The sequence below is a fragment of the Acidisoma sp. PAMC 29798 genome, from assembly GCF_030252425.1.
Taxonomy (GTDB): Bacteria; Pseudomonadota; Alphaproteobacteria; order Acetobacterales; family Acetobacteraceae; genus Acidisoma; species Acidisoma cladoniae.
Window position 1 is genome coordinate 712,356 of record NZ_CP126994.1, and the last position, 23,982, is coordinate 736,337.

Annotated in this window: 21 protein-coding genes; 12 read left to right on the top strand and 9 right to left on the bottom strand. The window is 64.7% G+C overall.

Features of this window, described 5'->3' with window-relative positions; genetic code table 11:
- Positions 1-2 precede the first annotated feature (2 nt).
- On the top strand, positions 3-1,055 hold the full coding sequence (locus tag QP803_RS03490) for an enoyl-CoA hydratase/isomerase family protein (RefSeq protein ID WP_284946286.1): 1,053 nt from the start codon (positions 3-5) through the stop codon (positions 1,053-1,055).
- Here QP803_RS03490 and QP803_RS03495 read toward each other — a convergent pair.
- Positions 1,042-1,818: a cyclase family protein gene (locus tag QP803_RS03495; protein ID WP_284946287.1), complete on the bottom strand. Its 777-nt coding sequence runs from the start codon at positions 1,816-1,818 to the stop codon at positions 1,042-1,044. The genes QP803_RS03490 and QP803_RS03495 overlap by 14 nt on opposite strands.
- Before the next feature lie 32 nt (positions 1,819-1,850).
- On the opposite strand from QP803_RS03495, the gene QP803_RS03500 reads away from it, so the two are divergent.
- A complete protein-coding gene (locus QP803_RS03500) occupies positions 1,851-2,978 on the top strand; it encodes a 4-hydroxybutyrate dehydrogenase (RefSeq protein WP_284946288.1) in 1,128 nt (375 codons plus the stop codon).
- 26 nt (positions 2,979-3,004) lie between these two features.
- Positions 3,005-3,673 (top strand): hypothetical protein, encoded by a 669-nt coding sequence (locus tag QP803_RS03505; RefSeq protein ID WP_284946289.1) that lies wholly within the window; start codon positions 3,005-3,007, stop codon positions 3,671-3,673.
- Between the two features lie 83 nt (positions 3,674-3,756).
- Here QP803_RS03505 and QP803_RS03510 read toward each other — a convergent pair whose 3' ends face one another.
- Both QP803_RS03510 and QP803_RS03515 read right to left on the bottom strand, forming a co-directional pair.
- Positions 3,757-4,809, bottom strand: coding sequence for an aldo/keto reductase (locus tag QP803_RS03510; protein ID WP_284946290.1), 1,053 nt, complete (start codon positions 4,807-4,809; stop codon positions 3,757-3,759).
- 152 nt (positions 4,810-4,961) lie between these two features.
- Positions 4,962-5,201 (bottom strand): hypothetical protein, encoded by a 240-nt coding sequence (locus QP803_RS03515; RefSeq protein WP_284946291.1) that lies wholly within the window; start codon positions 5,199-5,201, stop codon positions 4,962-4,964.
- A gap of 286 nt (positions 5,202-5,487) precedes the next feature.
- Between QP803_RS03515 and QP803_RS03520 the strand changes: the two genes are divergently transcribed.
- Together QP803_RS03520 and QP803_RS03525 are read left to right on the top strand one after the other, a co-directional pair.
- On the top strand, positions 5,488-5,961 hold the full coding sequence (locus QP803_RS03520; RefSeq protein WP_284946292.1) for a hypothetical protein: 474 nt from the start codon (positions 5,488-5,490) through the stop codon (positions 5,959-5,961).
- A 28-nt stretch (positions 5,962-5,989) separates the two neighbouring features.
- Entirely contained in the window at positions 5,990-6,736 is a 747-nt protein-coding gene (locus tag QP803_RS03525; protein ID WP_284946293.1) for a hypothetical protein, read from the top strand.
- 5 nt (positions 6,737-6,741) lie between these two features.
- On the opposite strand, the gene QP803_RS03530 is transcribed toward QP803_RS03525, so the two are convergent.
- Both QP803_RS03530 and QP803_RS03535 read right to left on the bottom strand, forming a co-directional pair.
- Positions 6,742-7,683, bottom strand: coding sequence for an aliphatic sulfonate ABC transporter substrate-binding protein (locus tag QP803_RS03530; RefSeq protein WP_284946294.1), 942 nt, complete (start codon positions 7,681-7,683; stop codon positions 6,742-6,744).
- 92 nt (positions 7,684-7,775) lie between these two features.
- On the bottom strand, positions 7,776-8,972 hold the full coding sequence (locus QP803_RS03535) for an MFS transporter (RefSeq protein ID WP_284946295.1): 1,197 nt from the start codon (positions 8,970-8,972) through the stop codon (positions 7,776-7,778).
- Between the two features lie 504 nt (positions 8,973-9,476).
- Between QP803_RS03535 and QP803_RS03540 the strand changes: the two genes are divergently transcribed.
- From QP803_RS03540 to QP803_RS03555, 4 genes are all read left to right on the top strand, one after another.
- Positions 9,477-10,700: a type III PLP-dependent enzyme gene (locus QP803_RS03540; RefSeq protein WP_284946296.1), complete on the top strand. Its 1,224-nt coding sequence runs from the start codon at positions 9,477-9,479 to the stop codon at positions 10,698-10,700.
- A gap of 32 nt (positions 10,701-10,732) precedes the next feature.
- Entirely contained in the window at positions 10,733-12,139 is a 1,407-nt protein-coding gene (locus QP803_RS03545; RefSeq protein WP_284946297.1) for a homospermidine synthase, read from the top strand.
- Positions 12,140-12,291: 152 nt separating this feature from the next.
- Positions 12,292-13,272 carry a GGDEF domain-containing protein gene (locus QP803_RS03550; protein ID WP_284946298.1) on the top strand — a complete coding sequence of 327 codons (981 nt, stop codon included), beginning with the start codon at positions 12,292-12,294 and terminating at the stop codon, positions 13,270-13,272.
- A 34-nt stretch (positions 13,273-13,306) separates the two neighbouring features.
- Positions 13,307-13,975, top strand: a complete 669-nt coding sequence (locus QP803_RS03555) for an endonuclease/exonuclease/phosphatase family protein (protein ID WP_284946299.1) — start codon at positions 13,307-13,309, stop codon at positions 13,973-13,975.
- Here QP803_RS03555 and QP803_RS03560 read toward each other — a convergent pair.
- Together QP803_RS03560 and QP803_RS03565 are read right to left on the bottom strand one after the other, a co-directional pair.
- Positions 13,934-15,352 (bottom strand): phospholipase D-like domain-containing protein, encoded by a 1,419-nt coding sequence (locus tag QP803_RS03560; protein WP_284946300.1) that lies wholly within the window; start codon positions 15,350-15,352, stop codon positions 13,934-13,936. The two genes, QP803_RS03555 and QP803_RS03560, sit on opposite strands and share 42 nt — an antisense overlap.
- A 58-nt stretch (positions 15,353-15,410) precedes the next feature.
- Positions 15,411-16,205, bottom strand: a complete 795-nt coding sequence (locus QP803_RS03565) for a VOC family protein (RefSeq protein WP_284946301.1) — start codon at positions 16,203-16,205, stop codon at positions 15,411-15,413.
- Positions 16,206-16,312: 107 nt separating this feature from the next.
- Here QP803_RS03565 and QP803_RS03570 point away from each other — a divergent pair, with 107 nt between their 5' ends.
- The 3 genes from QP803_RS03570 to QP803_RS03580 all read left to right on the top strand — a co-directional run bounded on the left by QP803_RS03570 (position 16,313) and on the right by QP803_RS03580 (position 18,763).
- The gene (locus QP803_RS03570) at positions 16,313-16,660 is read left to right on the top strand and encodes a tetratricopeptide repeat protein (protein ID WP_284946303.1); all 348 of its coding nucleotides are present in this window, start codon (positions 16,313-16,315) and stop codon (positions 16,658-16,660) included.
- Positions 16,661-16,662: 2 nt separating this feature from the next.
- Positions 16,663-17,700, top strand: coding sequence for an alcohol dehydrogenase catalytic domain-containing protein (locus QP803_RS03575; protein ID WP_284946304.1), 1,038 nt, complete (start codon positions 16,663-16,665; stop codon positions 17,698-17,700).
- A 79-nt stretch (positions 17,701-17,779) separates the two neighbouring features.
- Positions 17,780-18,763: a DUF6635 family protein gene (locus QP803_RS03580; protein ID WP_284946305.1), complete on the top strand. Its 984-nt coding sequence runs from the start codon at positions 17,780-17,782 to the stop codon at positions 18,761-18,763.
- On the opposite strand, the gene QP803_RS03585 is transcribed toward QP803_RS03580, so the two are convergent.
- Complete coding sequence (locus QP803_RS03585; RefSeq protein ID WP_284946307.1) at positions 18,760-20,292, bottom strand: MDR family MFS transporter; 1,533 nt, start codon at positions 20,290-20,292, stop codon at positions 18,760-18,762. The genes QP803_RS03580 and QP803_RS03585 overlap by 4 nt on opposite strands.
- Before the next feature lie 4 nt (positions 20,293-20,296).
- Positions 20,297-23,896 carry a hydantoinase B/oxoprolinase family protein gene (locus QP803_RS03590; protein WP_284946308.1) on the bottom strand — a complete coding sequence of 1,200 codons (3,600 nt, stop codon included), beginning with the start codon at positions 23,894-23,896 and terminating at the stop codon, positions 20,297-20,299.
- Positions 23,897-23,982: the final 86 nt, after the last annotated feature.

Below are 23,982 nucleotides of genomic sequence, written 5' to 3' on the forward strand. Positions count from 1 at the left end.
GCATGTCCGATGTCCTGACGCGGATCGAGAGCGGCATCGGCCGCATCACGCTCAACCGCCCGCGCGCTTTGAATGCGCTGACGCTTGAGATGGCGGAGACAATTGCCGCCGCGCTCGACGCGTGGGAGGGCGACGGCACCGTGCGTTTCGTGCTGCTGGATGGCGCGGGGGAGCGCGGGCTATGCGCGGGGGGCGATATCCGCGCCTTGTATGAGGCTGCGAAGGCCGGCAAGGCGCGGGAGAACGAATCGTTCTTCCGTGCCGAGTATCAGCTGAATGCGCAGATCGCGCGGTACCGGAAACCCGTCGTCGCGCTGATGGATGGCATCGTCATGGGCGGCGGCGTTGGTCTCTCGGCCCATGCCAGCCACCGGGTGGTGACGGAGCGATCCCGCGTTGCGATGCCGGAGACGGGGATTGGCTTCTTCCCCGATATCGGCGCGACCTGGCTGCTGTCCCGCGCGCGCTTCGAACACGGCACGCATCTGGCGCTGACGGGCGAAGCCGTCGGCGCGGCCGATGCGATTGCGGTCGGGTTGGCGGATGTTCATGTCCCGTCCGAGAAGCTGCCGGCGCTGATCGTGGCGCTGAAGGATTGTGAGGCGGCGGGCTTGGACTCATGCCTGACAACCCACACGACCTCACCCGCGCAGGGTCTCTTTGTCGAGGCACAAGCGTGGATGACGGGCTGCTACCAGGGTGATGATGTGGCAACGATCGTGGCGCGGCTTGCGGCCCATGAGGCGCCGCTGGCGCAGGCGGCGGCGAAGACCATCGCCACACGGTCCCCCACCAGCCTCAAGATCACCCTGCATGCGCTGCGCACGGCCGAGGCATTGGGCAGTCTGGACGCCTGCCTGGACCGTGAATTTCGGATGGCCCTGGTGCGCACCCCCGGCCATGATTTCGTCGAGGGCGTGCGCGCCGCCGTAGTGGATAAGGATCGCGCGCCGCGCTGGGTGCCGGCGCGGTTGGATGCGGTGACGCCAGCGGATGTGGCGGCGTTTTTTGCGGCGGCCGATGCTAAGCCGCCGTTATGGGTCAATCCTCGATAATCGCCACCGCGCGCGTCCATCCGGCGGAAGCGCGTTCGATCTTCACGGGAAAGCAGCTGACGATGAAGCCCGTGGGCGGCAATTGCTCCAAATTGTGCAGTTTTTCGAGGTGGCAATAGCCGGTGTGGCGTCCGGCTTTGTGGCCTTCCCAGATCAGCGACGCATCGCCCGTGGCGGCGTATTTCTTCGCCGTGTGAACGAAGGGCGCATCCCAGCTCCAGCCGTCTGTGCCCGTCACGCGGATGCCTTGATCGAGCAAATAAAGCGTTGCCTCGGCCCCGAGGCCGCAGCCGCTCGCGACGTAATCCGCTTCGCCGAAGCGGGCGCCGGCGGCGGTATTGACGACGACGATTTCGAGGGGGCTGAGGCGATGGCCGATGCGTTTCAATTCGGCCTCCACATCGGCGGCGGTCGCGACATAGCCCGCCGGAAAGTGGCGGAAATCAAGCTTCACGCCGGGCTGGTAACACCAGTCGAGCGGCACTTCATCGATGGTAATGGCACGTTCGCCGCCATTCATGGTCGAGGCGAAATGCCAGGGCGCATCGAGATGGGTGCCGTTATGGGTGGAGATGGTGGCGCGTTCCACGGCCCAGCCTTCGCCGTCCGGCAGGTCTTCGCCTTTCAGGCCGGGAAAGAAGCCGAGCAGATCGGGCAAGGTTTCCTTATGGGAAAAATAGGCGATGGACGGAATCTGAATCGGCGGATCGGCCGGAATGTCGTTTGCGAGCGGGATGGAAAGATCGATAAAGCGACGGGACACTTCCTGTCTCCAATTTGACGGCGAGGATGGCTATGAACCTGATCACCTATCTCACGCGAATTCAATTCGGCGCGGGCGCCATTTCCGTCCTTGCCGAAGAACTGGCCTTGCTGGGCGTGCGCACGCCGCTGGTGATCACCGATCAGGGCCTCGTTGCTACCGGCCTCATCGCGCGCGTCAAGGACATGCTGCCGGGCACGGTCGCCCTTTATGATGGCACACCGGGCAACCCGACCGAGGCCGCCGTGCTGGACGCCGTGGCAGTCTATCGCCGGGATGGTTGTGACGGCATCGTCGCGGTGGGTGGTGGCTCCTCCATCGATCTCGCCAAAGGTGTGGCGCTGTTGGCGACGCATCCTGGGCCGCTCGATCAGTATGCGGCGATCCTGGGTGGCGTCGCGCGCATTAGCGCGGATATGCCGCCGCTGATCGCGATCCCAACGACGGCCGGTACGGGCAGCGAAGTCGGCCGCGCCGCGCTCATCACACTGACGGATGGCCGCAAGCTCGGCTTCATCTCGCCGCATCTGATTCCCAATGTGGCGATCTGCGACCCTGAGCTGACGCTCGGCCTGCCGCCGGGCCTGACGGCCGCGACGGGCATGGACGCGATCAGCCATTGCATCGAGACGTTTCTCAGTCCGCGCTTTAATCCGCCGGCCGAGGCGATCGGTCTCGATGGATTGGCGCGCGCCATTCGCTGGCTGCCGAAGGCGGTGGAGAACGGCGCGGATTTGGAAGCACGGTCGGAAATGATGATGGCGGCCTTGCAGGGGGGCATGTGCTTCCAGAAGGGTCTCGGCGCCGTGCATGCTATGTCGCATCCGCTCGGTGGCTTGGAAGCGCCACGCCTGCATCACGGCACGCTCAATGCCGTCCTCATGCCCGCCGTGCTGCGCTACAACGAAGCCTATTGCGGCGACAAATATGCGCGGCTGCGCGGGGCGATGGGCCTGGCCGCCGATGCCGATGTCGCTGATTTTCTGGCGGACTTGAACGTGCGTCTGGGGATGCCCCAAAGCCTGTCCGCGATGGGTGTGCCAGCGGAGTGTCTTCCCGCGATGATCGCGGGCGCGGTGAAGGACCATTCCACCGCCACCAATCCGCGGCCGATGGCGGAGGCGGATTACGCGACCTTGTTCGAGCAAGTGTGGGCGTGAGGCATCGCAGCCGGACATACTCGGTGATGACGACACGTCTTGCGGTCGGCATTATCCTTGGCTGTAGCTTGGGTTTCGGTTCTGCCAGCGCCGCCGAGCCCAAGGCCGCGCCGTCCGTTTTTACGACGAACAACTACGACCTGACGGTCGCTCTTCCACCGGGGTTATTCCGTTGCTCCTATCCCCCTACATGGATTGGATCGGATCATGGCATCGAGATCTATCTGTCCAGGCCGCAGGCGTGCGATCCCACGGCGCCCGAGGCGGCGCCCAATGTGCCAACGCCAGCGCGCATAGAGATTTTCTATAGCTTCAACGTTGCGGATATCTCTTCGACCGGCGGCGAATTTGGTCCCCCTCGTACCAATGTCGCGTTGCTGCCGACGTTCTGTCCGCCTTCTGCCGAGCCCCTAAAGCCCGGCTCAATACTTCTTGGCATGCCCGCGACAGGATGTCTTCAAAGGCAAGGAAAAGACATCTCTTTGAGGATCGGGTCACTCTATTCACAAGACCAGGTCGATACGGGAAACGCGCCCGACAGTCTGGTCCTGGTCACTCTCTCTACGACCCGTACTCGTTACGCGGCGGATATCGCCATCATGCGCGAGATCGTCGCGCGAATTCACGTCTGTGTAGCGCCCGGAAGACCACCACAGCCATCACGGCCGCTGTGCCCGCCGTCTCGTTCTTGGTGAGATCGGGGGAATACGCTGCGCTTTTCCACCCTACGCGCAAGGGTGTAGGGCGGAAAAGCGCAGCGTATTCCGCCATCCACGCCCTATGGTGCGGGGCTGCCGTGGAGCTGATAGATGGCGTTGATCCGCGCCTCGATCTCCGGCGTGATCGCTACCGACTCTGACATCAACGCGACATCGAGCTGCGCCAGGCTGGTCGCGCCGATGATGTTGGAAGTGACGAAAGGCCGCGTGGTGACGAAAGCCAGAGCCAGCATGGTCGGGTCTATACCGATGTTGCGCGCCAAGGCGAGATAGGCGTCGATCGCCGCTTCCACGCCCGGTTTCTCGTAGCGCGATCCACGCTCGAACAGCGTGGTGCGGGCGCCGGCAGGCCGGGCGCCGCCCTGGTATTTCCCCGTCAGATACCCTTGGCCGAGCGGCGAATAGGCGAGCAGGCCGACGTGCTCGCGCATCGCGATTTCCGCAAGACCAATCTCGAAGGTGCGATTGATGAGGTTATAGGCGTTCTGGATGGAGACGACGCGCGGCCCATGGCCGGCCTCAGCGGCCTGCACGAAGCGCATGGTGCCCCAGGCGGTCTCGTTCGACAGGCCAACATGGCGAATCTTGCCGGCGGTGACGAGATCCGCCAGCACGCCGAGCGTCTCTTCCATCGGAATGGCGTCATCCTCGGGCTTCGGCACACGGGTGCCGGTGCCGCTGCCGAACAGGTCCATCGGGCGATCCGGCCAATGGAGCTGATAGAGGTCGAGATAATCGGTCTGCAGGCGCGTGAGAGACGCATCGACGGCGTATTCGATGTTGCGACGGTCGAGGCGCGCGCCCTTGCCGTCCGGCCGGAGGTAAGCACTCTGTGACCGGCCGGAAACCTTCGAGGCGAGGACGACCCGGTCGCGGTTGCCACGCGCCTTGAACCAGGTGCCGATGATCCGCTCGGTCGACCCTTGGGTCTCGGCCTTCGGCGGAATGGCATACATCTCGGCGGTATCGATGAAGTTGATGCCATGATCCATCGCCCTGTCGAGCTGGGCATGGCCCTCGGATTCAGTATTCTGCTGTCCCCAGGTCATGGTTCCAAGGCAGATGGCGGAGACCTTAAGGTCTGTCCGTCCCAGCAAGCGGTATTCGGCCAAGTGTTCTGTCCTTCGCGGAAGATGACGTGGCTTTGCCATAGGTCACGGCGGGCCGCCAGTTCGGAACGGCGGTTATCGTTTTGGTCGCCAGGCCGAGAAGCGGATGGGCTTGTGCGGATCGGCGCGATCGACCGAGGGTTGCCCATCCGGCACTAAGCCTCATCGCCATGACGACCGATTGCGATAACGTAATCATCGCGGGGGCCGCCCGTCAGTGGACCTGAGGCCACAGCCAGCACGTCATAGCCGTGGGGCAACATCGTATTCAATGCTGTCGGCACCCCGTCCGCCCAAGCGAACTGTGGTGCGAGCAGAAGGAAAGATGTGACGGTGGTGAAGATGCGGTTGAACCCGATCATGCGCATGGCCAATGATGACGTCTTAGTGATCATAAAAATCATTACCTTGAAATCTCAACATAAACCACATGCAGAACATTAGTAGGGTTTTCGGGACCTCCTGCTTTGGACAATCATTTGCACCTTGATTTGACACGCGTTATCGTCAATTTCAACCAAGACGTGTATGGAACACGCGGTCTAAACGAGGGGGTGCGGCAGCCGTCTTTGCAGAGAGACCTTATCGGCCTGGGCTACTTATTTCCGATCGTGCTGCTGAAACACGGATCGGACAGCCGAATACGCTATGAATTTTATAACTATCGTGGAAGGATTTCACATGATCGGACGATCATTTTCGCTCGCACTTCTCGCATCCTCGTTGTTGGCAGTCCCGGCGCTCGCCCAGACGGATACGACCATGATGCTGCGCAACGGCGCCGCCAATCAACTCGGTGTTCTGGAATACTGTCAAAACCAGGGTGCCATCGACGGCACGGCGATTTCAACGCAAAAACAGATTATGACCATGTTGCCAGCCGGCGGCCCGACGGATGCCGCAGAGGCAACGGGCCGTTCCGGTGCCGTTACTGTGCCGAACGGTACGGTGATGTCACTCTCCGACGCGGCGACCAGAGGCAAGACGACGGTCGCTGCACTTTGCCAGCAGATGGCATCCATGTTGAAGCAGGCAGTCGCCAATAACCCAGCCATGTCCATGTCACCGGGAGCGGCGGCGCCCGCGCCAGGTGCGATGCCGGCAATGCCTGCGATGCCGGCTATGCCAGCGGCGCCAGCCACACAGAACCCGTAAGCAGCCGCGACCTGATACGGCGCGCCGGGTGTTCCCTCTTCCGGAAGGTGAAGACGGGGCATGGATCGCTTCGGCGCGTCGACTTCCCAATTTCGTCTGCGATGCTGTGTTTCGGATCGAGCCAAGTTTTTATGTCGGGCCAGCTAATGGCATGACGGCGCTCGAATGGGAGACGGCGAATGTACGATTGCCGCCGTTGAATTTGCCGCGACAATTCGCCGATCGGGTGACGACCTCGGAGTTGCTTGGTCAAGAAGGCACTCTGGCTGACCACTATCGGCGACTCATCACTATCGCTGACGCGCACGCCAAGACAGCGTCACTCACGCCATTCCCATACTTTCGCACTCAACCCGCGATCATTGTGAATGATGAGGTGGTGACGGAGTTTTCGTGGAACGATGATATGCACGAAACGAGCACGATCCTTGAGATCTTCGCCGACTCCAGCGGCGGCGCTCCACGCCTGCTCCATTGGGATGTGGATCAGGGCTGGCAAATCATGATTGTGGCCACTGAGTCGGAGACCTGCTTCATCGAATGGGATGGGGAGGGGCCACCCCCGCCCACCGGAGGCTATGCCGTCGAATCGGCGGCGTTGACAGTGCAGGCGAGGGCCGCGTTGGACCGCCTGCGAACGAACCACGATCGGCTCGTGCAGGAATTCGGCCAGGACTATTGGACCTATCGCCCGCCGCCATCCCCGGTTCGGCCAGTGAACCGCTGGCGTTCGTTTCTTGGTCGCTTGTTGTCAGCGAGCCGATCATACCGGTGAGCGCCTCAGGCCGTCCAAGCGGCTTGGGAGACGTCGATCTTCCTCGGAATGAGGTGCAGGTCGAAGAAGGTATCGGCGATGGTCTGCTGGTCGGCAAGGATCGCCGGTGTGAGCGGCTCGACCCCGTATTTCTGTCGCTGAAACCAAATATCCAGGACGCTCGGGGGCACCCCCGTGGTCTTGGAAATTTCAACGGTGATCTCGGGGATATGAGTCGGCTCCCAAGCCTCGATCTCTTTCACGGCGGCGACGGCGGCCGTGAGTGCGGGGCCGTTCGCTTCGGCGAAGCTGCGGCGCGACACATAGAACCCACGGTTCGGCATCAGGCCGGTGCAATCGGCCAGCTTTTTCAAGCCGGCTGCGCTGGCGGCGGCATAGAAGGGGTCCCAGATTGACCAGGCATCGACATCGCCGCTTTGGAGGGCGATGCGTCCATCTGGCGGCTGCAAATAGACGGGCGTGATGTCGCTGTACTGAAGGCCCGCGTGGCGCAGGGCGGAGATCAGCAGGTACTGCGCGCTTGATCCCTTGGCGACCGCGACTTTCTTGCCCCGCAGGTCGGCCAGGCTTTTGATGGGTGAGTCGGGGCCGATCAGGATCGCAACCGATTTCGGTGCGGGTTTGGTTGCGGCGGCGTAGACCACGGGCACACCAGCGGCCTGGGCGAAGATCGGTGGCGGTTCGCCGGTAAAGGCGAAGTCCACCGCGCCGGCGCTCAGCGCTTCCATGATAGGCGGGCCGGAGGTGAAGACCGACCAGGCGACATCGTAGCCGAGAGGCTTCAGACGCTCTGCCAGCAGCCCCCGCGCCTTCAGCAATGCCAGGGATACCGAGGCCTTCTGGTAGCCGACGTTCAGCACCCGGTTGGCCGCGACGGCCTTGGTGCGAAAGCCGAGCAAGGTTGGGGCGGCAAGGGCGCCCGCCTGGAGCAGATGGCGGCGTTTCATGATGATCGTATCCTCTTGGAGTGGGGCGGATACTAAGGCCGGCGAGGGTTGGGCGGATAGCGCTGCGCTCATCCGCCGCCCCAGCATAGCGGCTAACGCCGGGCCAAACTCAGGATCATCGCCATGGCGGCGAGGCCGCCAAGCCCGAGAGAGGCAAGTGCGCCAAGCAGGCCGAGCGGCAGGATCAGGGCACCCGCGATCAACATGCCCAGCGGCCAGCAGCCGATGCAGACGGTGATCAGACCCATGACGCGGCTGCGCAGTTCGGGCGGCGTATCGGCCATTACGATGGTGGTCTGGTGAATATTGTAGACGGCGCTGCCGAGGCCGCCGAGGAACAAGGCGATCAGAATCGGTAGCAGGGGATGCGCCAGCATGCCCAGCAGCGCGGCGGTGACCAAGGCCAGGAACAGCACCGCCGCGCCGCCGGCCAGCCAGCGCAAGGGATGCCCCCGCGCGGGCCGAAGCGCTAGCACCGTTCCGGCGAGCAGTGACCCTGCCGGTTCGGCTGCAGCCAGCACGCCGATCATTTGCGGTGACAGATGCAGCACCAGCTTGCCGAGCGGCGTCACCAATGTGGTGTAGCTATAGCCGAAGAGATTGGTGATCACGGTGACGGCGAGGAGCACGAGGATGGCGCGCCGCCCGCGCGCGAAGGCGAAGCCCTCTCGCATGTCGCGCATCGCGACGGCCAAGGACATTCGGCGCACGACCGCCTGGCGATGCGTGATGCCCGCGACCAGGATGGCGGTGCCCAGGCTGACGGTGGCCGACATCAGGAAGGCGCCGGAGAGACCGATCTGCTGATAGGCGAGACCGCCGAGCAAGGGGCCGGCGACCCGCGTGGCGTAATTTGTCATGCTGTCGATGGCGACGGCGCGGGACGCGAGGCGCGGGCCGGCGCTCTCGGCGATCATGCGGCGGCGCGCCGGCATTTCGGTCGCATAGACCAGGCCGCTGACAAGCGCCGCGACGCCGATGTGCCAGGGCCGCAACACACCCAGCAGTGCCAGCACGCCGACGCTTGCGGAGGCGAGGGCGCTCAGCACCAAGCCGCCGGTGACGATTCGCTTACGGTCTATGGCGTCGGAGATGACGCCGATGAGCGCGCCCGTCGCCAACAGCGGCAGGCTGCGCGCCGCCGAAACGAGTGCCACGTCGAAGCCTGAGCCGGTCACTTGCAAGGTGAACAGAGCGGCCGCCAGGACTTCCAGCCAAAGCATGGCGTTGGACGTGCCGCCCGCGATCCAGAGCCGGACGAAGCCCGGGGCCTTGAGCAATCCCGGCATTTTCGCCCTTCTGTCTTATGTCGCACTCGCTTGTGGTCGTCGGCCGCTTCCACGCAAGCGCGTGGCGGCTGCGAGCCTATGTTCTGTTGGAATATCTGGAGGTTGCGATCAACATCCCGCGCGCCGTCCAATCGTTCTATATCACCTTCCGCGCCGCTGCCCCGCTTGGCAAACTCTTGGCGCAGCCTTGACGCAACCCGCACGTGCCGCGAGCCCCTCCAAGGGGCACAGCAACGACGTAACGCGTCCTTTTTGGTCCAACCGGTCCCAATCCCGACCGGTGTCCTGAAGGGAAACGGATATGTTTTCTGTTCCGCACGCTGCGATGCCTCTTCATCGCATCTTCGTCTGAGGTTTCGCCGACGCACTCCGCGTCGGCCTGATCTCCTGTCGTTTGGTTCCGCTGCCGGCGTTCGCTCGGTCAGCGGGCTGGTCCATGCGCCCCTTTCGTATGTTCAAGACGTCACACGCGCCGAGAGGCGCGGGTGCTACGAGGATTGTCCGATGAGCTATATCTCTGCCCGTGACACCATTGTTGCCTTCCGCCGCGAGCCCGTTTCGCCGGCCTTGCCCTCGGTCGAGCAGGCCGTGCGGTCGTCGCAGCCGAGCGAGCCGATGTACTGCCTGCGCCCGGCTGTCATCCGTGACACCGCCGCGCGCTTCGCCCAGGATTTCCGGGGCGACACGCTGTACGCTGTGAAGTGCAATCCGGAGCCGACCGTGCTGCGCGCGATCTGGGATGGCGGCGTGCGCCATTTCGATTGCGCATCGGCGGGCGAGGTGGCGCTGGTGCGGTCGATGTTCCCGGACGCCCATATCCACTTCATGCATCCGGTGAAGTCGCGCCGTGCGATCCGTGAGGCCTATGGCCGCTTCGGCGTGCGGGACTTCGTGCTCGACAGCGCGGCGGAGTTCGCCAAGATCATGGACGAGACGGGCTATGCCGAGGATCTCGGCCTCGTTGTGCGCATCGGCCTGCCGCCGGGCGGCGCCATGTACGACCTCTCCGGCAAGTTCGGCGCCGGGATGGAGGAGACGGTTGCCCTGCTGCGTGCAGCGCGGCCGGTCGCCCGCCGTCTGGGTGTGTCCTTCCATGTCGGTTCGCAGTGCATGGATCCGCTGGCCTATCGCCGCGCCCTGCAAATGGCCGGGGAGGCGATCCGCCTGGCCGGTGTCGCGATCGACATAATCGATGTCGGCGGTGGCTTTCCGGTGAGCTATCCGGATGTCGAGCCGCCGCCGCTCGGCGCCTTCTTCGCGGAAATCGAGGGCGCTTTAGATGCCCTCAATCTGCCGGCCGCGCGGCTGTGGGCTGAGCCCGGCCGGGCGCTGGTCGCGGCCGGTGCTTCCGTCGTGGTGCAGGTGCAGATGCGCCGTGGCGACGCGCTGTATGTGAATGATGGCATCTACGGCAGCCTGTCGGATGCCGGCGCGCCCGGCTTCCGCTTTCCGGTGCGCCGGGTTCTCGATGTATCGGAGGGCGATGCCGATCTGCGCGCCTATAGCTTCTTCGGCCCGACCTGCGACAGCGCCGACCACATGAAGGGGCCGTTCATGCTGCCGCCCGATATGGCTGAAGGCGACTGGATCGAAATCGGCCAGCTTGGCGCCTACGGCGTTTGCCTGGGCACGGACTTCAACGGGTTCGATCGCGCGCAACTGCTTCAGGTGCGTGACGCCCCGATGCTGGAGACGCCGGGCCACGAGCCCATTCGCCTCGCCGCCTGACCCTGTCCTTATTCTCGTCGGAGGTTCCCCCCGTGAAGCACGTTTCTTTCTCTGGCCGGCTCGTCATGGTCGGCTGCGGCAGCATTGGCCAGGGCGTTTTGCCGCTCATTCTGCGGCACATCGACCTGACGCCTGCGCAGATCACCATCGTCAACTCCGATGAGCGTGGGCGCGCCGTCGCGACCGAGCAGGGCGTGACCTATATCGTGTCGCCGCTCACACGCGACAATTACCGGGGCGTGCTGACGCCGCTGGTGGGCGCGGGCGACTTCCTGCTCAACCTGTCGGTTGACGTGTCCTCCGTCGCGCTGATCGAGTTCTGCCGCGAAGCCGGCGCGCTGTATCTCGACACCTGTGTCGAGCCCTGGGCCGGCGGCTATACCGACACGTCGCTCTCCGCCTCGCAGCGCTCCAACTACGGGCTGCGCGAATCCGCACTTGCTGTGCAGGCGGCGCATCCCGAAGGTCCGACCGCGCTCATCACCCATGGCGCCAATCCCGGCCTGGTGTCGCATTTCGTCAAGCAGGCGCTGCTGAATCTCGCCAAGGACGGCGGCCATGACGTTGCCGTGCCGACGACGCGCGCGGAATGGGGCGCGCTTGCGCAGTCCCTGTCCGTCAAGGTCATCCACATCGCCGAGCGCGACACCCAGGTCGCGAATATCCCCAAAGAGCGGGACGAGTTCGTCAATACCTGGTCGGTGGACGGCTTCGTAGGCGAAGGCTGCCAGCCGGCCGAGCTTGGTTGGGGCACGCATGAGACCGTGTGGCCGGCCGATGCGCGGCGCCATGAGTTCGGCACCGGTGCCGCGATCTATCTGGAGCGTCCTGGCGCTTCCACGCGCGTGCGCACCTGGACGCCGCTGGAAGGACCGTTCCACGGCTTCCTGATCACCCATAACGAATCCATCTCCATCGCCGACTATTACACGGTGAAGAACGGCGGCGACGTCGCGTATCGCCCGACCGTTCATTACGCCTATCACCCGGCCGATGACGCGGTTCTGTCCGTGCATGAACTCGCCGGCAAGAACTGGCATATGCAGAGCCGCACACGGCTGATGATGAACGAGATCATTTCGGGCATGGACGAACTGGGCGTGCTGTTGATGGGTCATCACGGCGGCGCCTATTGGTATGGCTCCCGGCTGACGATCGAGGAGGCGCGGTCGCTGGCGCCGCATAACAATGCGACCAGCCTGCAAGTCACGGCGGCGGTGCTGGCCGGCGTCATCTGGGCGATGGAGAATCCGGCGCGCGGCATTATCGAGCCGGACGCCATCGACCATGAGCGCATCCTGGAAATCACCCGTCCCTATCTGGGCGAAGTCGTGGGCGTCTATTCCGACTGGACGCCTCTGGTAGATCGTGGCGTTTTGTTCCCGGAAGCGGTGGATGCGGCGGAGCCCTGGCTGTTCGGCAATTTCCGGGTGACCTGAACCGAGCCGGCCGCCGAGGGAGGGCGATCGGGATCAGGAGGCATGCGCCGGCTGCAGAATATGCTAGTGCCGGTGTAATGAGAGTCCCGAGCCTTTCCTCGCTTCTGTCGTTACCCGGTCAAAAGTTCCACTTGCTGGGGCTGAGTGGCCGGTTGCGGCTTCTTTTAGCCGTGATCATGGTGCCGTCTCTTTTGCTCTTGGTTTTGAATGCCAATCAGCATCGCATTGACGTCATGCACGCCGTTCACGACCAAGCCCTGTATTCTGCAGAACTCGCCGCGATTTCTGCCAACGCTGCGATACCGATCGCCGCGCGCAGCCCGCCGATCCTGATGGTCGGGCTCGCCCGCCCCGACATCGCCGATCGCACCATCCGTCATATGGTCGCGTCGATTGTTCTCGCGATCTTCGTGCTTGGCGCTGCCATCTTTACGGTCGGATGGTTGGCCGACCTGCGGGTCCTGCGGCCCATGCAGGCGCTCACCTTGGCCGCGACCCGCCTGTCGGGCGGAAATCTGGATGCGCGTGCGGATCTCAGCCGCATCCCGATGAAGGAGATGCGCGTGCTGGCCGAAGCCTTCAATACGATGGCCCAAAGCCTTCAGCACCTGGCGCTCCGGGACGGCCTGACCGGCATCGCCAATCGCCGACAGTTCGATCTCGCGCTCGACAGTGAGGTCCAGCGCGCCAACCGCATGGGCAAGACACTGTCCCTGCTGATGATCGACGCCGATCACTTCAAATCCTTCAACGATCACTATGGCCATGTCGCGGGAGATGCCTGCCTGCGCCGCATCGCGGAGGCGCTTCACGCCTTGGGCAAGCGCCCGGCCGATCTGGTTGCCCGCTATGGCGGCGAGGAATTCGTGATCCTTCTGCCGGATACGGATCAGGCGGCCGCTTTCGCCATCGCCCTTGGCCTGCTGAATGCGGTCCGTGCCCTCGCTCTGCCCCATGCGGCGGCTGACCGGGGGATCGTCACCATCAGCATCGGCATGGTGACCTTGGTCGCCCCCGTTGTCATCGTGACGCATACGCTGATCGAACTCGCCGACCAGGCGCTGTATGCGGCCAAGGTCGCCGGACGAGACAGGATCGTCGTCAGCGATGGCCAAGCCCTCTCAGCGGAATAGCCGCCGCTTCCCACGAATAAATGACGGAGACGCGGTGTTCCTGCGCAGGCAGCGCCGCTATCGTTGCGTCATGAAGGTGATCAGTTGGAACTTGCTGCATCGTGAAGGCGCCGAACTGACGGAGGTGGCGCGCCTTATCGAGAGCCAAAGACCGGACCTTCTGATGATGCAGGAGGTCACGACCGCCTTCGATGTCCTGCCGACGCTGGTGGGTGGGGTCTATTCCCGAACGCCTCTGCCCGGCCGGGTGCATGGTCTGGCGATGTGGGCGCCGCATGCGCCCGCGCGGCCCCCGCTGATCTTCCCCTTGCCGTCAGGCGCCATCGTCCATCGCGTCTGCCAGGTGGTCGATCTCGGCCCCTTCAGCGTCGCGAACGTGCATCTGTCCCAGGGGCAATTGCTCAATCGTCGCCAATTGCTGGCCGTGGTTCGGCGGCTGCCGCCCTGTGCCGCCATTATCGGCGACTATAATCTTGTCGGGCCGACCCTCATTCCTGGCTTCAGGGATGTCGGTTTACGCCGGCATACCCATCGCATGAGCGATCTGGTGCCGCTGCGGCTCGACCGCTGTCTCATCCGTGGGCTGGTCTGCACGGAGGCGGAGGTGCTGGCGCGGGGCAAATCCGACCACAAGCCGATCATGCTCGACCTGGCTCTCGCCTCAGAGGTAGGGCAGCAGCAGGCGCGCGCTCGCATCGCTTAGCCGCAACGGCAGGCTGCGGGCGTTCAGCTCCGCAATTTCCAGGGTGCGCCCCCGGCATTGCGTCATCAGCGTCTCCAGCTCCGCCGCCAGGGCTTTGGAATAGACCTCGATGCACAGCTCGAAGTTGAGCCGGAAGCTGCGCATGTCCCAGTTGCTGCTGCCGATCAGGCACCATTCGCTGTCGACCACGAGCATCTTGGAATGGCGGAACGGCTGCGGGCTGCGCCAGATGCGCACGCCGTTGTGCAGAAGCGGGCCGACATTCGCCCGCGTCGCCCAATTGACCAGGCGATGATCGCCCTGCTGGGGAATGACGACTTCGACCGCCACACCGCGCATCGCGGCTAGGGACAAGGCGGTGATCAATTGCTGGTCGGGCAGGAAATACGGCGTCATCAGGCGGATGCTGTCCCGGGCACAGGAAATCGCCTGCAACACGGTGGATTCGATCTTTTCCAGATCGGCGTCGGGACCGGCCGTCACGACCCGCGACTCGTCCTCGCCGTTTGCCGCCAGGTCGGGGAACCAGGCCGGGCCGTCCAGCTCCTCCTCACTGACCAACGCCCAGTCCCGCGCGAACGCTTCGACCAACTGGCCGACGATCGGACCCTGGATGCGGAAATGATTATCCTGCACCGGGTTGCGGGGCTTGGAGGCGAGCACGTTCTGGTCGGCGATATTGATGCCGCCGGTGAAGCCGAGCGTGCCGTCCACCACCAGGATCTTCTTATGGCTGCGCAGGTTGAGGAACGGCATCCGCCACGGCATGGGGGAGTGCATGAAGCGCCCGGCCGGAATGCCGGCGCCCCGCAGCAGGCTATAAGCGGGCGACACCAACCAGCCGCTGCCGATGCCATCGACGATCACCCGCACTTGCACGCCACGATCCTTGGCCGCCTTCAGCGCCGCCACGAAGCGCTTCCCGGTGGTGTCGGCGCGCATGATATAGGTTGAGAGGCCGATGCTGTGCTGCGCGGCCTCGATCGCCGCCAGCATCGCGGGATAGGCCTCGTCGCCGTTATGCAGGGTTTGGAGGGCATTGCCCGGTGGGCTGGGTCGCCGGGTAATGACGCCGACGCCGCGCCGCAGGGGCGCCAGATGGTCGTCCTCCCCCGGTGCGCGCGGCGGCTCTCCGCCGCCCAGGAGCGGCTTGCGCGGGCCGCCGCGCAGCCTGCGGCCCCGGCGATGCACCCGGTTGATGCCGAAGACGAAATAGGTGAGGCCGCCGAGGAAGGGCGAGAACCAGGCGAGGCCGATCCAGCCGACGGCGGCCGCCACCTCCCGCTTCGTCAGCAGCACGTGGACCGTGATGATGATGGCGATGACGAAGCCGAGGGTGACTTCGACATTGCCCCGGACGCGGACGATCAAGTCCAATAAGTCGTTCATTGCAGTCTAGTGCCACGGGGGGCAGCGGCGCGAAAGCCGCCCCGGATCAGTGGCTTGGTCGCGCGATGACCGTGATGGAGGTGCCCCAGGGGTCTTGCAAGGATTGCGGCGGTGCGACCGTCGCCAAAACCTCAACATCGGCCAGGCCGGTCGAGGGGTAGCTGCGCGCGGATGCGCCCCGGCTGTTCCAGATATTGGTCGCGATATGATGGTGGTAGCCGCCGGAGCTGTAGAAGGTCGCGCCGGGATAGTGGCAAGTCACATCAAGGCCTAGGACGCCGACATAGAAGGCTTCGGCGGGGGCGATGGCCCCGACCTGGAGATGGACATGACCGACGACCGAGCCCGGCGGGACGCCGCGCCACACCTGGTTGCCGCCACTGGCGATCAGGCTCTCGACATCGAGCGGATCGCTCGCCATCGCGACCAGCTTGTCCGTCCAGGTCCAGTCGGAGGTTGGGCGGTCGGCATAGATTTCGACGCCGTTGCCCTCCGGGTCCGTCAAGTAGATCGCCTCACTGACAAGATGATCGGCGGCGCCGACGATGGGCGCCTTCGTCTCCGCCGCATGGCGTGTCCAGCGCCCGAGATCGGCGCGGGTCGGCAGTAGAAAAGCGGTGTGGAACAGCCCGGCTTCACGCGGCGAGCGCAGCCGCGCCGCCGGATCGCGGCGGAGTTCGAGCAACGTCGCCTCACCGACGCCGAGGGCGGCGCCCTGGGCGTCAGCGCGCAAAACGGCGAGGCCCATGGCATCCCGGTAGAAGGCGGTGACCGCGTCGAGATCATGAACGGTGAGCGACACCTTGCCGATGGTCAGGGGCGCGTTGGTGGCTGGGGTCATGGCCGTTCCTTTTGAAGCCGCCCTCAAGAGGGTCGAGTGTTCCTGTCGCGAGCGATCGGTTAGCATGAGCGGGTGACTGTGAAGCGACCAATAGGGAACGAGCGGGTATGCGCGGCAACTGGATGATCATTTCTGCGCTGACGGGCGTCGTCTGCCTCAGCGGCTGCGCGGCGCCGCCGAGCAATCAACTGGCGTCAGGCTGCCCGGCCTCGGGACCGTATCAGCCGGCCCTGAGCCAGAGGAAGGCGCTTGACTGCGAAGGCAAATACTATGTCGGCCGCCAGGAATATCAGAAGGCGATCGACAACTTCACGCTCTCGATCCAGGTCGATCCGGCCCATGCCGAGACCTATTACCGCAGAAGCCTGGCCTATCGGGCGCTAGGTGAAACCGGCCAGGCTGATGCCGATCTGGCGAAGGCAAAGCAGATGGACCCGACGTTGCCGGGCGTCTGACCATGACGCAGATGACCCGCGCGCTGATGACGGCGATTGGCGCGACGCTCGATCTCGGTTGCGACGCTATCCCCAGCCCCGGACCTGGGGAGGTGCTGATACGCGTGGCCGTCTGCGGGGTCTGCCATTCAGATGTGCATATCGTGGACGGCGATTGGGGCGCACCGCCGATGATGCCCTTGATCCCCGGCCATGAAGTGGTGGGGGAAGTCATCGGCCTTGGGGCCGGTGTGACCGCGCCGGCGATCGGCACGACCGTAGGCGTCGCCTGGAACGGGGGCGCCTGCGGCCATTGCCGCGCCTGCCTGGAGGGTGAGGAGACGATCTGCGCCCAATCTGAGGGCACGGGCTATTCGCGCCCCGGCGGCTATGCGGATCATATCGTGGCGCGCGCCGCCTTCGTGGTGGTTTTGCCGCGCGATATCGATGCGGCGCGCTTCGCGCCCGTGCTCTGTGCCGGGGTCACGACCTATCGCGGCTTGAAGCGTGCGGCGCTGAAGCCGGGTGCGCATGTCGCCATCATCGGCTGCGGCGGCTTGGGCCAGATGGCCGTGCAATATTGCCGCGCCATGGGGTTCCGCCCCATCGCAGTCGATCTCGATCCGGGAAAGCTGGAACTTGCAACGCGCCTCGGCGCCGTGGCGACCGTTCAGGCGGATGAGACGGATGTGCCGCAAAAGCTGCGGGACATCGCGGGGGAGGCGGGTCTGCGCGCCGCCGTGGTGGTCGCACCCGCGCCGAGCGCCTTCACCCAGGCCATCGCGGCTATTTCACCGGGCGGTGCCGTGATCTTCATCGCCCTGCCGGCCAAGACGCGTGATTACCTGCCGATCTCGATTTCGGACATGGCCAATCACGAAAAGCGACTGATCGGCTCCAATGTCGGCACGCGTGTCGATTTGCTGGAAGCGGTGGAACTGGCGCTGACGGCGGGCATTCTTGCCGATATCGAGACGCTGCCTTTGCAGAACGCCAATGAGGCGCTCGACCGGCTGCGCCAGGGGCGCGTGCCCGGCCGGCTCGTGCTAACGATGGCATAACGACCTGACCGCCGTCGGTGGGGTGGAAAAGCGCAGCGCCTTCCACCATCTTGCGAGATGAGCGCAGGAGGACCGTGCCATGGCGCCTTTACCATCCCAACTGACCCATGCACTGGCCGTCGATGCGGTGGAAGACGGCACGCGGCGGTATTTCGCCGATCGTCGGGCCCGTGTGGACGCTTTCGTGGACGCCCATTTCTCCCTGCGCGGAACGCTGACGCTGCATCGCGCGGCGATTGGGTGGGATGTGCTGAAGGCGCCGGTGAACCTATCGTTGGCGGGGCCGCAGATCGCCATGCAGCTCGGCGCCAAAGCGGCCGCACGATTTGGCGCACCGGGTGCCGCGAAGGCGATGAGCCGCCCCATCCTGCTGAAGACGGCAGTGGCGCGCGACATCGAATGGCTGATCCACACCGAGCTTCTGGAACTGCCTTTCGAGCAGAAGGGCCGCTCCAGCCAGGGCGATGCCTTATCCGCCACCATCCTCGACGAGCCGAGCGTGACGGCGGCGGTGGAAGCGGCACTGCTGGATATCGGCCGCAAAGGCGATGACCCCGCCTTCCGGGAGCGGTTGCGTCACGCCTTGAGCGAATACGCGGCCACGCGGGGCGCGGCGGCCGAGATCACGACCGGGTTGCTGACGCTGGGTGCGGGCGCGCTGACTTTGCACAAGCTGGCGCCGGGTGCGGCGACCTTGGGCCCGGCGCTGGCGGCGGCCATGGCGCAGCAGACGGCGATCGGCGCCTTTCCGCTCGGCGGATGGATCGGCTCGGCGTGGTATGGCGTCTTTCCGGTGGTGCCCACCATGGGTCTGGTCGCGGCGACGACCGGCGGCTTGATGCTGGCCTCGGCGAGCTTCGCGGCCTTTGCCGGCGTGATTTCCGACCCGGTGCAGCGCAAGCTGGGCCTGCATCGCCGGCGGTTGCTGCGCATGATCGACGCCATGGAGCGGCAGTTCTTCGACCCCGCCGCGCCCGGCTTCGTGGTCCATGATCATTACGTCGCGCGACTGCTCGACCTGTTCGATATTCTTGGCGCGGCGTCGCGATTGGCGCGGGCCTAGTGCGCGATGGGCGCCGGCGTGGTCGCTGAGCGGAGCGGCAGGTCGTTCATCCCCCAGGCGACGGCAATGGCCAGCGCCATGGCGAAGGCGCAGGCAAGAAAGGATAAGTGGAATCCGCCGAGCAGGCCGGCCCGGATGATGTGACGCGCCGAACCGCCGAGCACACGCAGCGCATCGGCATGTTCGCGCAAGTCACTGAGCGACACCCGTCCCCCGACGCCCGCATCCGCCAGGCCCCGATTGAAACGGCTGGCCAAAAGCGTGCCGACAAGCGTCGAGCCAAAGGCGCCGCCAAGTGAGCGCAGGAACAGCAGGCTTCCGGTGGCGACGCCGACATCGCGGCGCTGGGCGGCATTCTGCACGATGACGAGGCTGCTCGGCAGCGTCGCCCCGAGGCCAATCCCGAGGATCGTCGTATAGATCATGCTGAAGGCGAGGGGCGTCTTTGCCTGCAAGGTGGCCAGCATCAGGAAGCCCAGCATGCAGCCGAACAGCCCGACGATGAGCACTGTTTTCGTCTTGCCGAGGCGGCGCGCGACCTGGCCTGAGAGATAGGCGCCAAGGCAGCTCGACCCCAGTAACGGCACCACGAGCAGGCCTGAGCGCGATGCGCTGGCACCGAGGACGAGTTGAAAGAACAACGGCAGCAGGAAGGTAACGCCGAACAGCACCAACGAGCTCATGAAGGCGACGATGACGCCACGCAGGAAGACCGAATGGCCGAACAGGCGCGGCGGCAGCAAGGGATCGGTCGCGCGGCGTTCCTGAAGGAACAGCACGGCGATGAACGCGGCGCCGACGGCGGTGAGACTGAGGATGGGCGACGCCGTCCAGGGCATTGAAACCCCACCCCAGCTCAGCACCAGCAGCCAGCACGTGACGCCGCCGGTGAGTAGCGAGGCGCCGATCCAATCGATGGAGACTGATTGGCGCTGCACCTTCAGTGTCTTGAGCGCCTGATGACACAACAGGATGGCGAGCAAACCGATCGGGATATTCGCCCAGAAGATCCAGCGCCAGGAGAATTGATCGGTCACCCAGCCGCCGAGGATCGGCCCGGCGACGCTGGCGACACCCCAGGTTGAGGCCATATAGCCTTGATACCGCCCGCGCTCACGCGGCGAAATGACGTCAGCGACGGCGGCCTGCGCCATCGACATCAGGCCGGCGCCGCCGAGACCTTGCAAGGCCCGAAAGACGATCAATTGCGTCAGCGTCTGCGCCGCAGCACAGAGCCCCGAGGCGATGACGAAAATGACGAGGGCCGGCAGCAGCAAAGCCCGCCTGCCGTAAATATCGGACATCTTGCCGTAGATCGGCGTCGCGACCGTCGCCGGTAGCAGATAGGCCGTCAGAATCCAGGACAGATGGCCGAAACCGTGCAGATCGGCGGCGATGGCGGGCACAGCCGGAATGACCACGGTCTGGTCGATGGCGGCGAGCAGGATGCAGAGTAGAATGCCGGCCAGCACACGCATGATCTGCGCATGCGTAAAGAGGGGGATTTCTTCTTCGAAGACGTCGTTCATGCGGCTACTCGGCTTTTCCAAACCCGCCGCCGGTCGGTGTCACGACGATGATGGCCTCACCGGCCGCCACGCTCACCTGCGCACAACCGCCGACATCGTCCAGACTGCCGTCCACGCGTCGGACCATGTTGAAACCGAGTTGCCCGTCCGCGCCGCCCTCCAGACCGAAGGGTGCAATCCGGCGATGGCCGGTGAGGAAGGAGCATTCCATGTCTTCCAGGAACCGGATGGTGCGGCTGGTGCCGTTGCCGGCATGCCAGCGACCGACGCCGCCGGAATTCGGGCGGATGTGGAAATCCTCCAACACCACGGGCAGACGCGTCTCCAGAATCTCCGGGTCGGTGAGGCGTGAATTCGTCATATGCGTATGCACAGCGTCGGTCCCGTCGAAGCCTGGGCCGGCCGGTGCGCCGGAGCAGAGGGTTTCGTAATACTGATACTGGGCATTGCCGAAGGTCACGTTGTTCATGGTGCCTTGCGCGGAGGCCATGGCCTGCAAGGCGCCGAGCAAACAATCCGTGACGGCCTGTGACACCTCGACATTGCCGGCAACGACGGCGGCGGGATATTCGGGGGAAAGCATGGACCGCTCTGGCACGATGATGCGCAAAGGCCGCAGGCATCCGGCATTGATCGGAATTTCGTCATCGATCAGCAGGCGGAAGACATAGAGCACCGCTGCATTCGTGACCGGGCGCGGCGCGTTGAAATTGTCGGCGCGTTGCAACGAGGTGCCGGTGAAATCGACCACCGCCTCCCGCTTGGCGCGATCGATGGTGATGCGCACGGCGATGATGCAGCCCTGGTCCATCTCCACTGAAAATGACCCATCCTGCAAACGATCGAGCAGACCGCGCACGGCTTCCTCGGCATTGTTTTGCACATGGCCCATATAGGCATGCACGACATCCAGGCCGAAATGCCCGATCATCTTGCGCAGTTCAGTGATGCCGCGTGCATTCGCGGCGACCTGGGCCTTCAGGTCATTGACGTTCTGCACCACGTTGCGCGCTGGATAAGGCGCATCGCTGAGCAGCCGCACGACCGCCGCCTCGCGGAAACCATCGCCGTCGACGAGACGGAAATTGTCGATATAGACGCCTTCCTGCTCCACATTGGTGGCGCGCGGCGACATCGACCCCGGGGCGATGCCGCCGATATCGGCGTGATGGCCACGGCTGGCCACCCAGAACAGGATTGTCTCACCCTCGGCATCGAACATCGGCGTGCAGACGGTGATGTCGGGCAGATGCGTGCCGCCGTGATAAGGCGCGTTCAGCATGAAGACATCGCCGGGCCGGATGACTGCGTTATTGGTGATCACCGCCTTCACTGAACTATCCATCGAACCGAGATGCACCGGGATATGCGGGGCATTGGCGACCAACTCGCCGTGATTGTCGAAGACCGCGCAGGAGAAATCCAGACGTTCCTTGATGTTCACGGAATAGGCGGTGTTTTGCAGCGTGACGCCCATCTGCTCGGCGATGGACATGAAGAGATTGTTGAAGATCTCCAGCATCACCGGATCGGCATCCGTGCCCAGCGCGCGGCGCGTCGGCAAGGCGCGCACGCGTTCTAGCACCAGATGGTCGCGCGGCGTCACGGTCGCCGCCCAGCCGTCTTCGATCACCACAGTCTGGTTCGGCTCGATGATGATGGCGGGACCCATGACCCGGTGACCGGGCGCGAGGGTCGCGCGATGGAAGACCACGGCATCCTGCCAGGCGCCACCGCTGAAGAAGCGGGTGCGCGCATCAGGCTCGGGTTTAGCCCTGGTTTCGGTTTCGGCCACCGGTTCGTCGCGCGTTGTGCTGCGGCTGGTGGCTTCCAACTCCACGGCCTCGACCGTGATGGCCTTGCCGGCATCGATGAAACCGAAGCGCTGCCGATGCCCCTCCTCGAAGGAGCGACGCATGGCCTCGGCGTCGCTCGCCAGGATGGTGATGGTCGTGTCGGTGCCGGCATAACGCAAATGCGCACGCATCAGTACCGCGATGTCAGCCGCTGGCACGCCTTGCGCCAACAACTCATCCCGGCATTGCTGGGCCAGGCCCGTGCCGAGTTGCGCGATCAGCGCGGGGGCGCGGTCGTCGAGCGGCGCGTCCAGGCTCTGGCTGCGCGTCGCGCGCAGGGTCGCGAGACCCATGCCATAGGCGGAGAGCACGCCCGACAGCGGATGCATCAGAATGCGCGTGATGCCGAGCGCATCCGCGACGAGACATGCATGTTGGCCGCCGGCGCCGCCGAAGGAGTTGAGGACATAGCGCGTAATATCGTAGCCGCGCTGCACGGAGATCTTCTTGACGGCCTCTGCCATATGCGCGACCGCAATTTGCACGAAGCCATCCGCGATCTGCTCAGCACTGCGGCCATCGCCCAGTTGCGACACCAAAGCGTCGAATCCAGAACGCACTGCGTCATGATCCAGCGGCTGGTCTCTGTTGGGTCCGAAGATGCTTGGGAAGAAGGCGGGCATCAGCTTGCCGAGCATGACATTGGCGTCCGTCAGCGCCAGCGGGCCACCACGTCGGTAACAGGCCGGGCCCGGCACGGCGCCGGCCGATTGCGGGCCGACCCGGAAGCGCGTGCCATCGAAGCGCAGCAGCGAGCCGCCGCCGGCGGCCACTGTATGGATCAGTATCATCGGCGCACGCATGCGCACGCCGGCGACCTCGGCCTCGAAGGTGCGCTCATAGCTGCCGTCGAAATGCGCAATGTCGGTTGAAGTGCCCCCCATGTCGAAGCCGATGACACGGTCGAAGCCCGCAAGGCGGCCGGTTTCGGCCATGGCGACCACGCCGCCGGCGGGGCCGGACAGCACCGCATCCCGCCCCTGGAAGAGATCCGCACCGGTGAGACCGCCCGACGAGGTCATGAACAGCAGGCGCGCGCCGGTGCGGCCGACCTCCAGCTCGCCCGACACGCGGTCGATGTAGCGGCGCAGGATCGGCGACAGATAGGCATCCACCACCGTGGTGTCGCCGCGCCCGACGAATTTGATGAGGGGCGATACTTCATGGCTGACCGAAACCTGGGCAAAGCCGGCCGCACGGGCAGCAGCGGCGACAGCCTGTTCATGCGCCGGAAATCGGTAGCCGTGCATGAAGGCGATGGCCAGAGAGTCGAAGCCGGCGTCACGCAGATCACGCAACTGTGCGGCGATCGCCTGCGGGTCCGGCGCTTGCTCCACCATGCCATCCGCCAGCACCCGCTCGGCGATTTCGACGACACGCTCATAGAGTTCCTGCGGCTTGACGATCTGGCGCGCGAAGATCTTGGGCCGCGCCTGATAACCGATGCGCAGCGCATCGCGGAACCCGCGCGTGACAAGCAGCGCCGTGCGTTCGCCCGCCCGTTCGAGCAGGGCATTGGTCGCGACCGTGGTGCCCATGCGCACCTCGTTAATCGTGTCGGCGGGGATGGGCTGCCCGGCGCTCAGGCCCAGAAGATCGCGAATGCCCTGAACGGCGGCATCGGCATAGGCGTCCGGATTCTCCGAAAGCAGCTTGCCGGCCCGCAGGCTTCCATCCGGCGCGCGACCGATCACATCCGTGAAGGTGCCGCCGCGATCGATCCAGAAATCCCACGTGGTCTCGGGCATAGGCTTCCCAACTACAAGACGTCGTTCAGGTGCGATCCCTTGTGGCAAAATTCAGCCGACCGCAAGGGCGGGAGACCCTTGCCTGG

What these genes read in the sequence shown, in the direction of transcription:
- QP803_RS03490 (WP_284946286.1), top strand. Translation starts at nt 3, where the DNA reads ATGTCCGATGTCCTGACGCGGATCGAGAGCGGCATCGGCCGCATCACG.
- QP803_RS03500 (WP_284946288.1), top strand. Translation starts at nt 1,851, where the DNA reads ATGAACCTGATCACCTATCTCACGCGAATTCAATTCGGCGCGGGCGCC.
- QP803_RS03505 (WP_284946289.1), top strand. Translation starts at nt 3,005, where the DNA reads ATGACGACACGTCTTGCGGTCGGCATTATCCTTGGCTGTAGCTTGGGT.
- QP803_RS03515 (WP_284946291.1), bottom strand. Translation starts at nt 5,201, where the DNA reads ATGATCACTAAGACGTCATCATTGGCCATGCGCATGATCGGGTTCAAC.
- QP803_RS03520 (WP_284946292.1), top strand. Translation starts at nt 5,488, where the DNA reads ATGATCGGACGATCATTTTCGCTCGCACTTCTCGCATCCTCGTTGTTG.
- QP803_RS03530 (WP_284946294.1), bottom strand. Translation starts at nt 7,683, where the DNA reads ATGAAACGCCGCCATCTGCTCCAGGCGGGCGCCCTTGCCGCCCCAACC.
- QP803_RS03535 (WP_284946295.1), bottom strand. Translation starts at nt 8,972, where the DNA reads ATGCCGGGATTGCTCAAGGCCCCGGGCTTCGTCCGGCTCTGGATCGCG.
- QP803_RS03540 (WP_284946296.1), top strand. Translation starts at nt 9,477, where the DNA reads ATGAGCTATATCTCTGCCCGTGACACCATTGTTGCCTTCCGCCGCGAG.
- QP803_RS03565 (WP_284946301.1), bottom strand. Translation starts at nt 16,205, where the DNA reads ATGACCCCAGCCACCAACGCGCCCCTGACCATCGGCAAGGTGTCGCTC.
- QP803_RS03570 (WP_284946303.1), top strand. Translation starts at nt 16,313, where the DNA reads ATGCGCGGCAACTGGATGATCATTTCTGCGCTGACGGGCGTCGTCTGC.
- QP803_RS03575 (WP_284946304.1), top strand. Translation starts at nt 16,663, where the DNA reads ATGACGCAGATGACCCGCGCGCTGATGACGGCGATTGGCGCGACGCTC.
- QP803_RS03580 (WP_284946305.1), top strand. Translation starts at nt 17,780, where the DNA reads ATGGCGCCTTTACCATCCCAACTGACCCATGCACTGGCCGTCGATGCG.
- QP803_RS03585 (WP_284946307.1), bottom strand. Translation starts at nt 20,292, where the DNA reads ATGAACGACGTCTTCGAAGAAGAAATCCCCCTCTTTACGCATGCGCAG.
- QP803_RS03590 (WP_284946308.1), bottom strand. Translation starts at nt 23,896, where the DNA reads ATGCCCGAGACCACGTGGGATTTCTGGATCGATCGCGGCGGCACCTTC.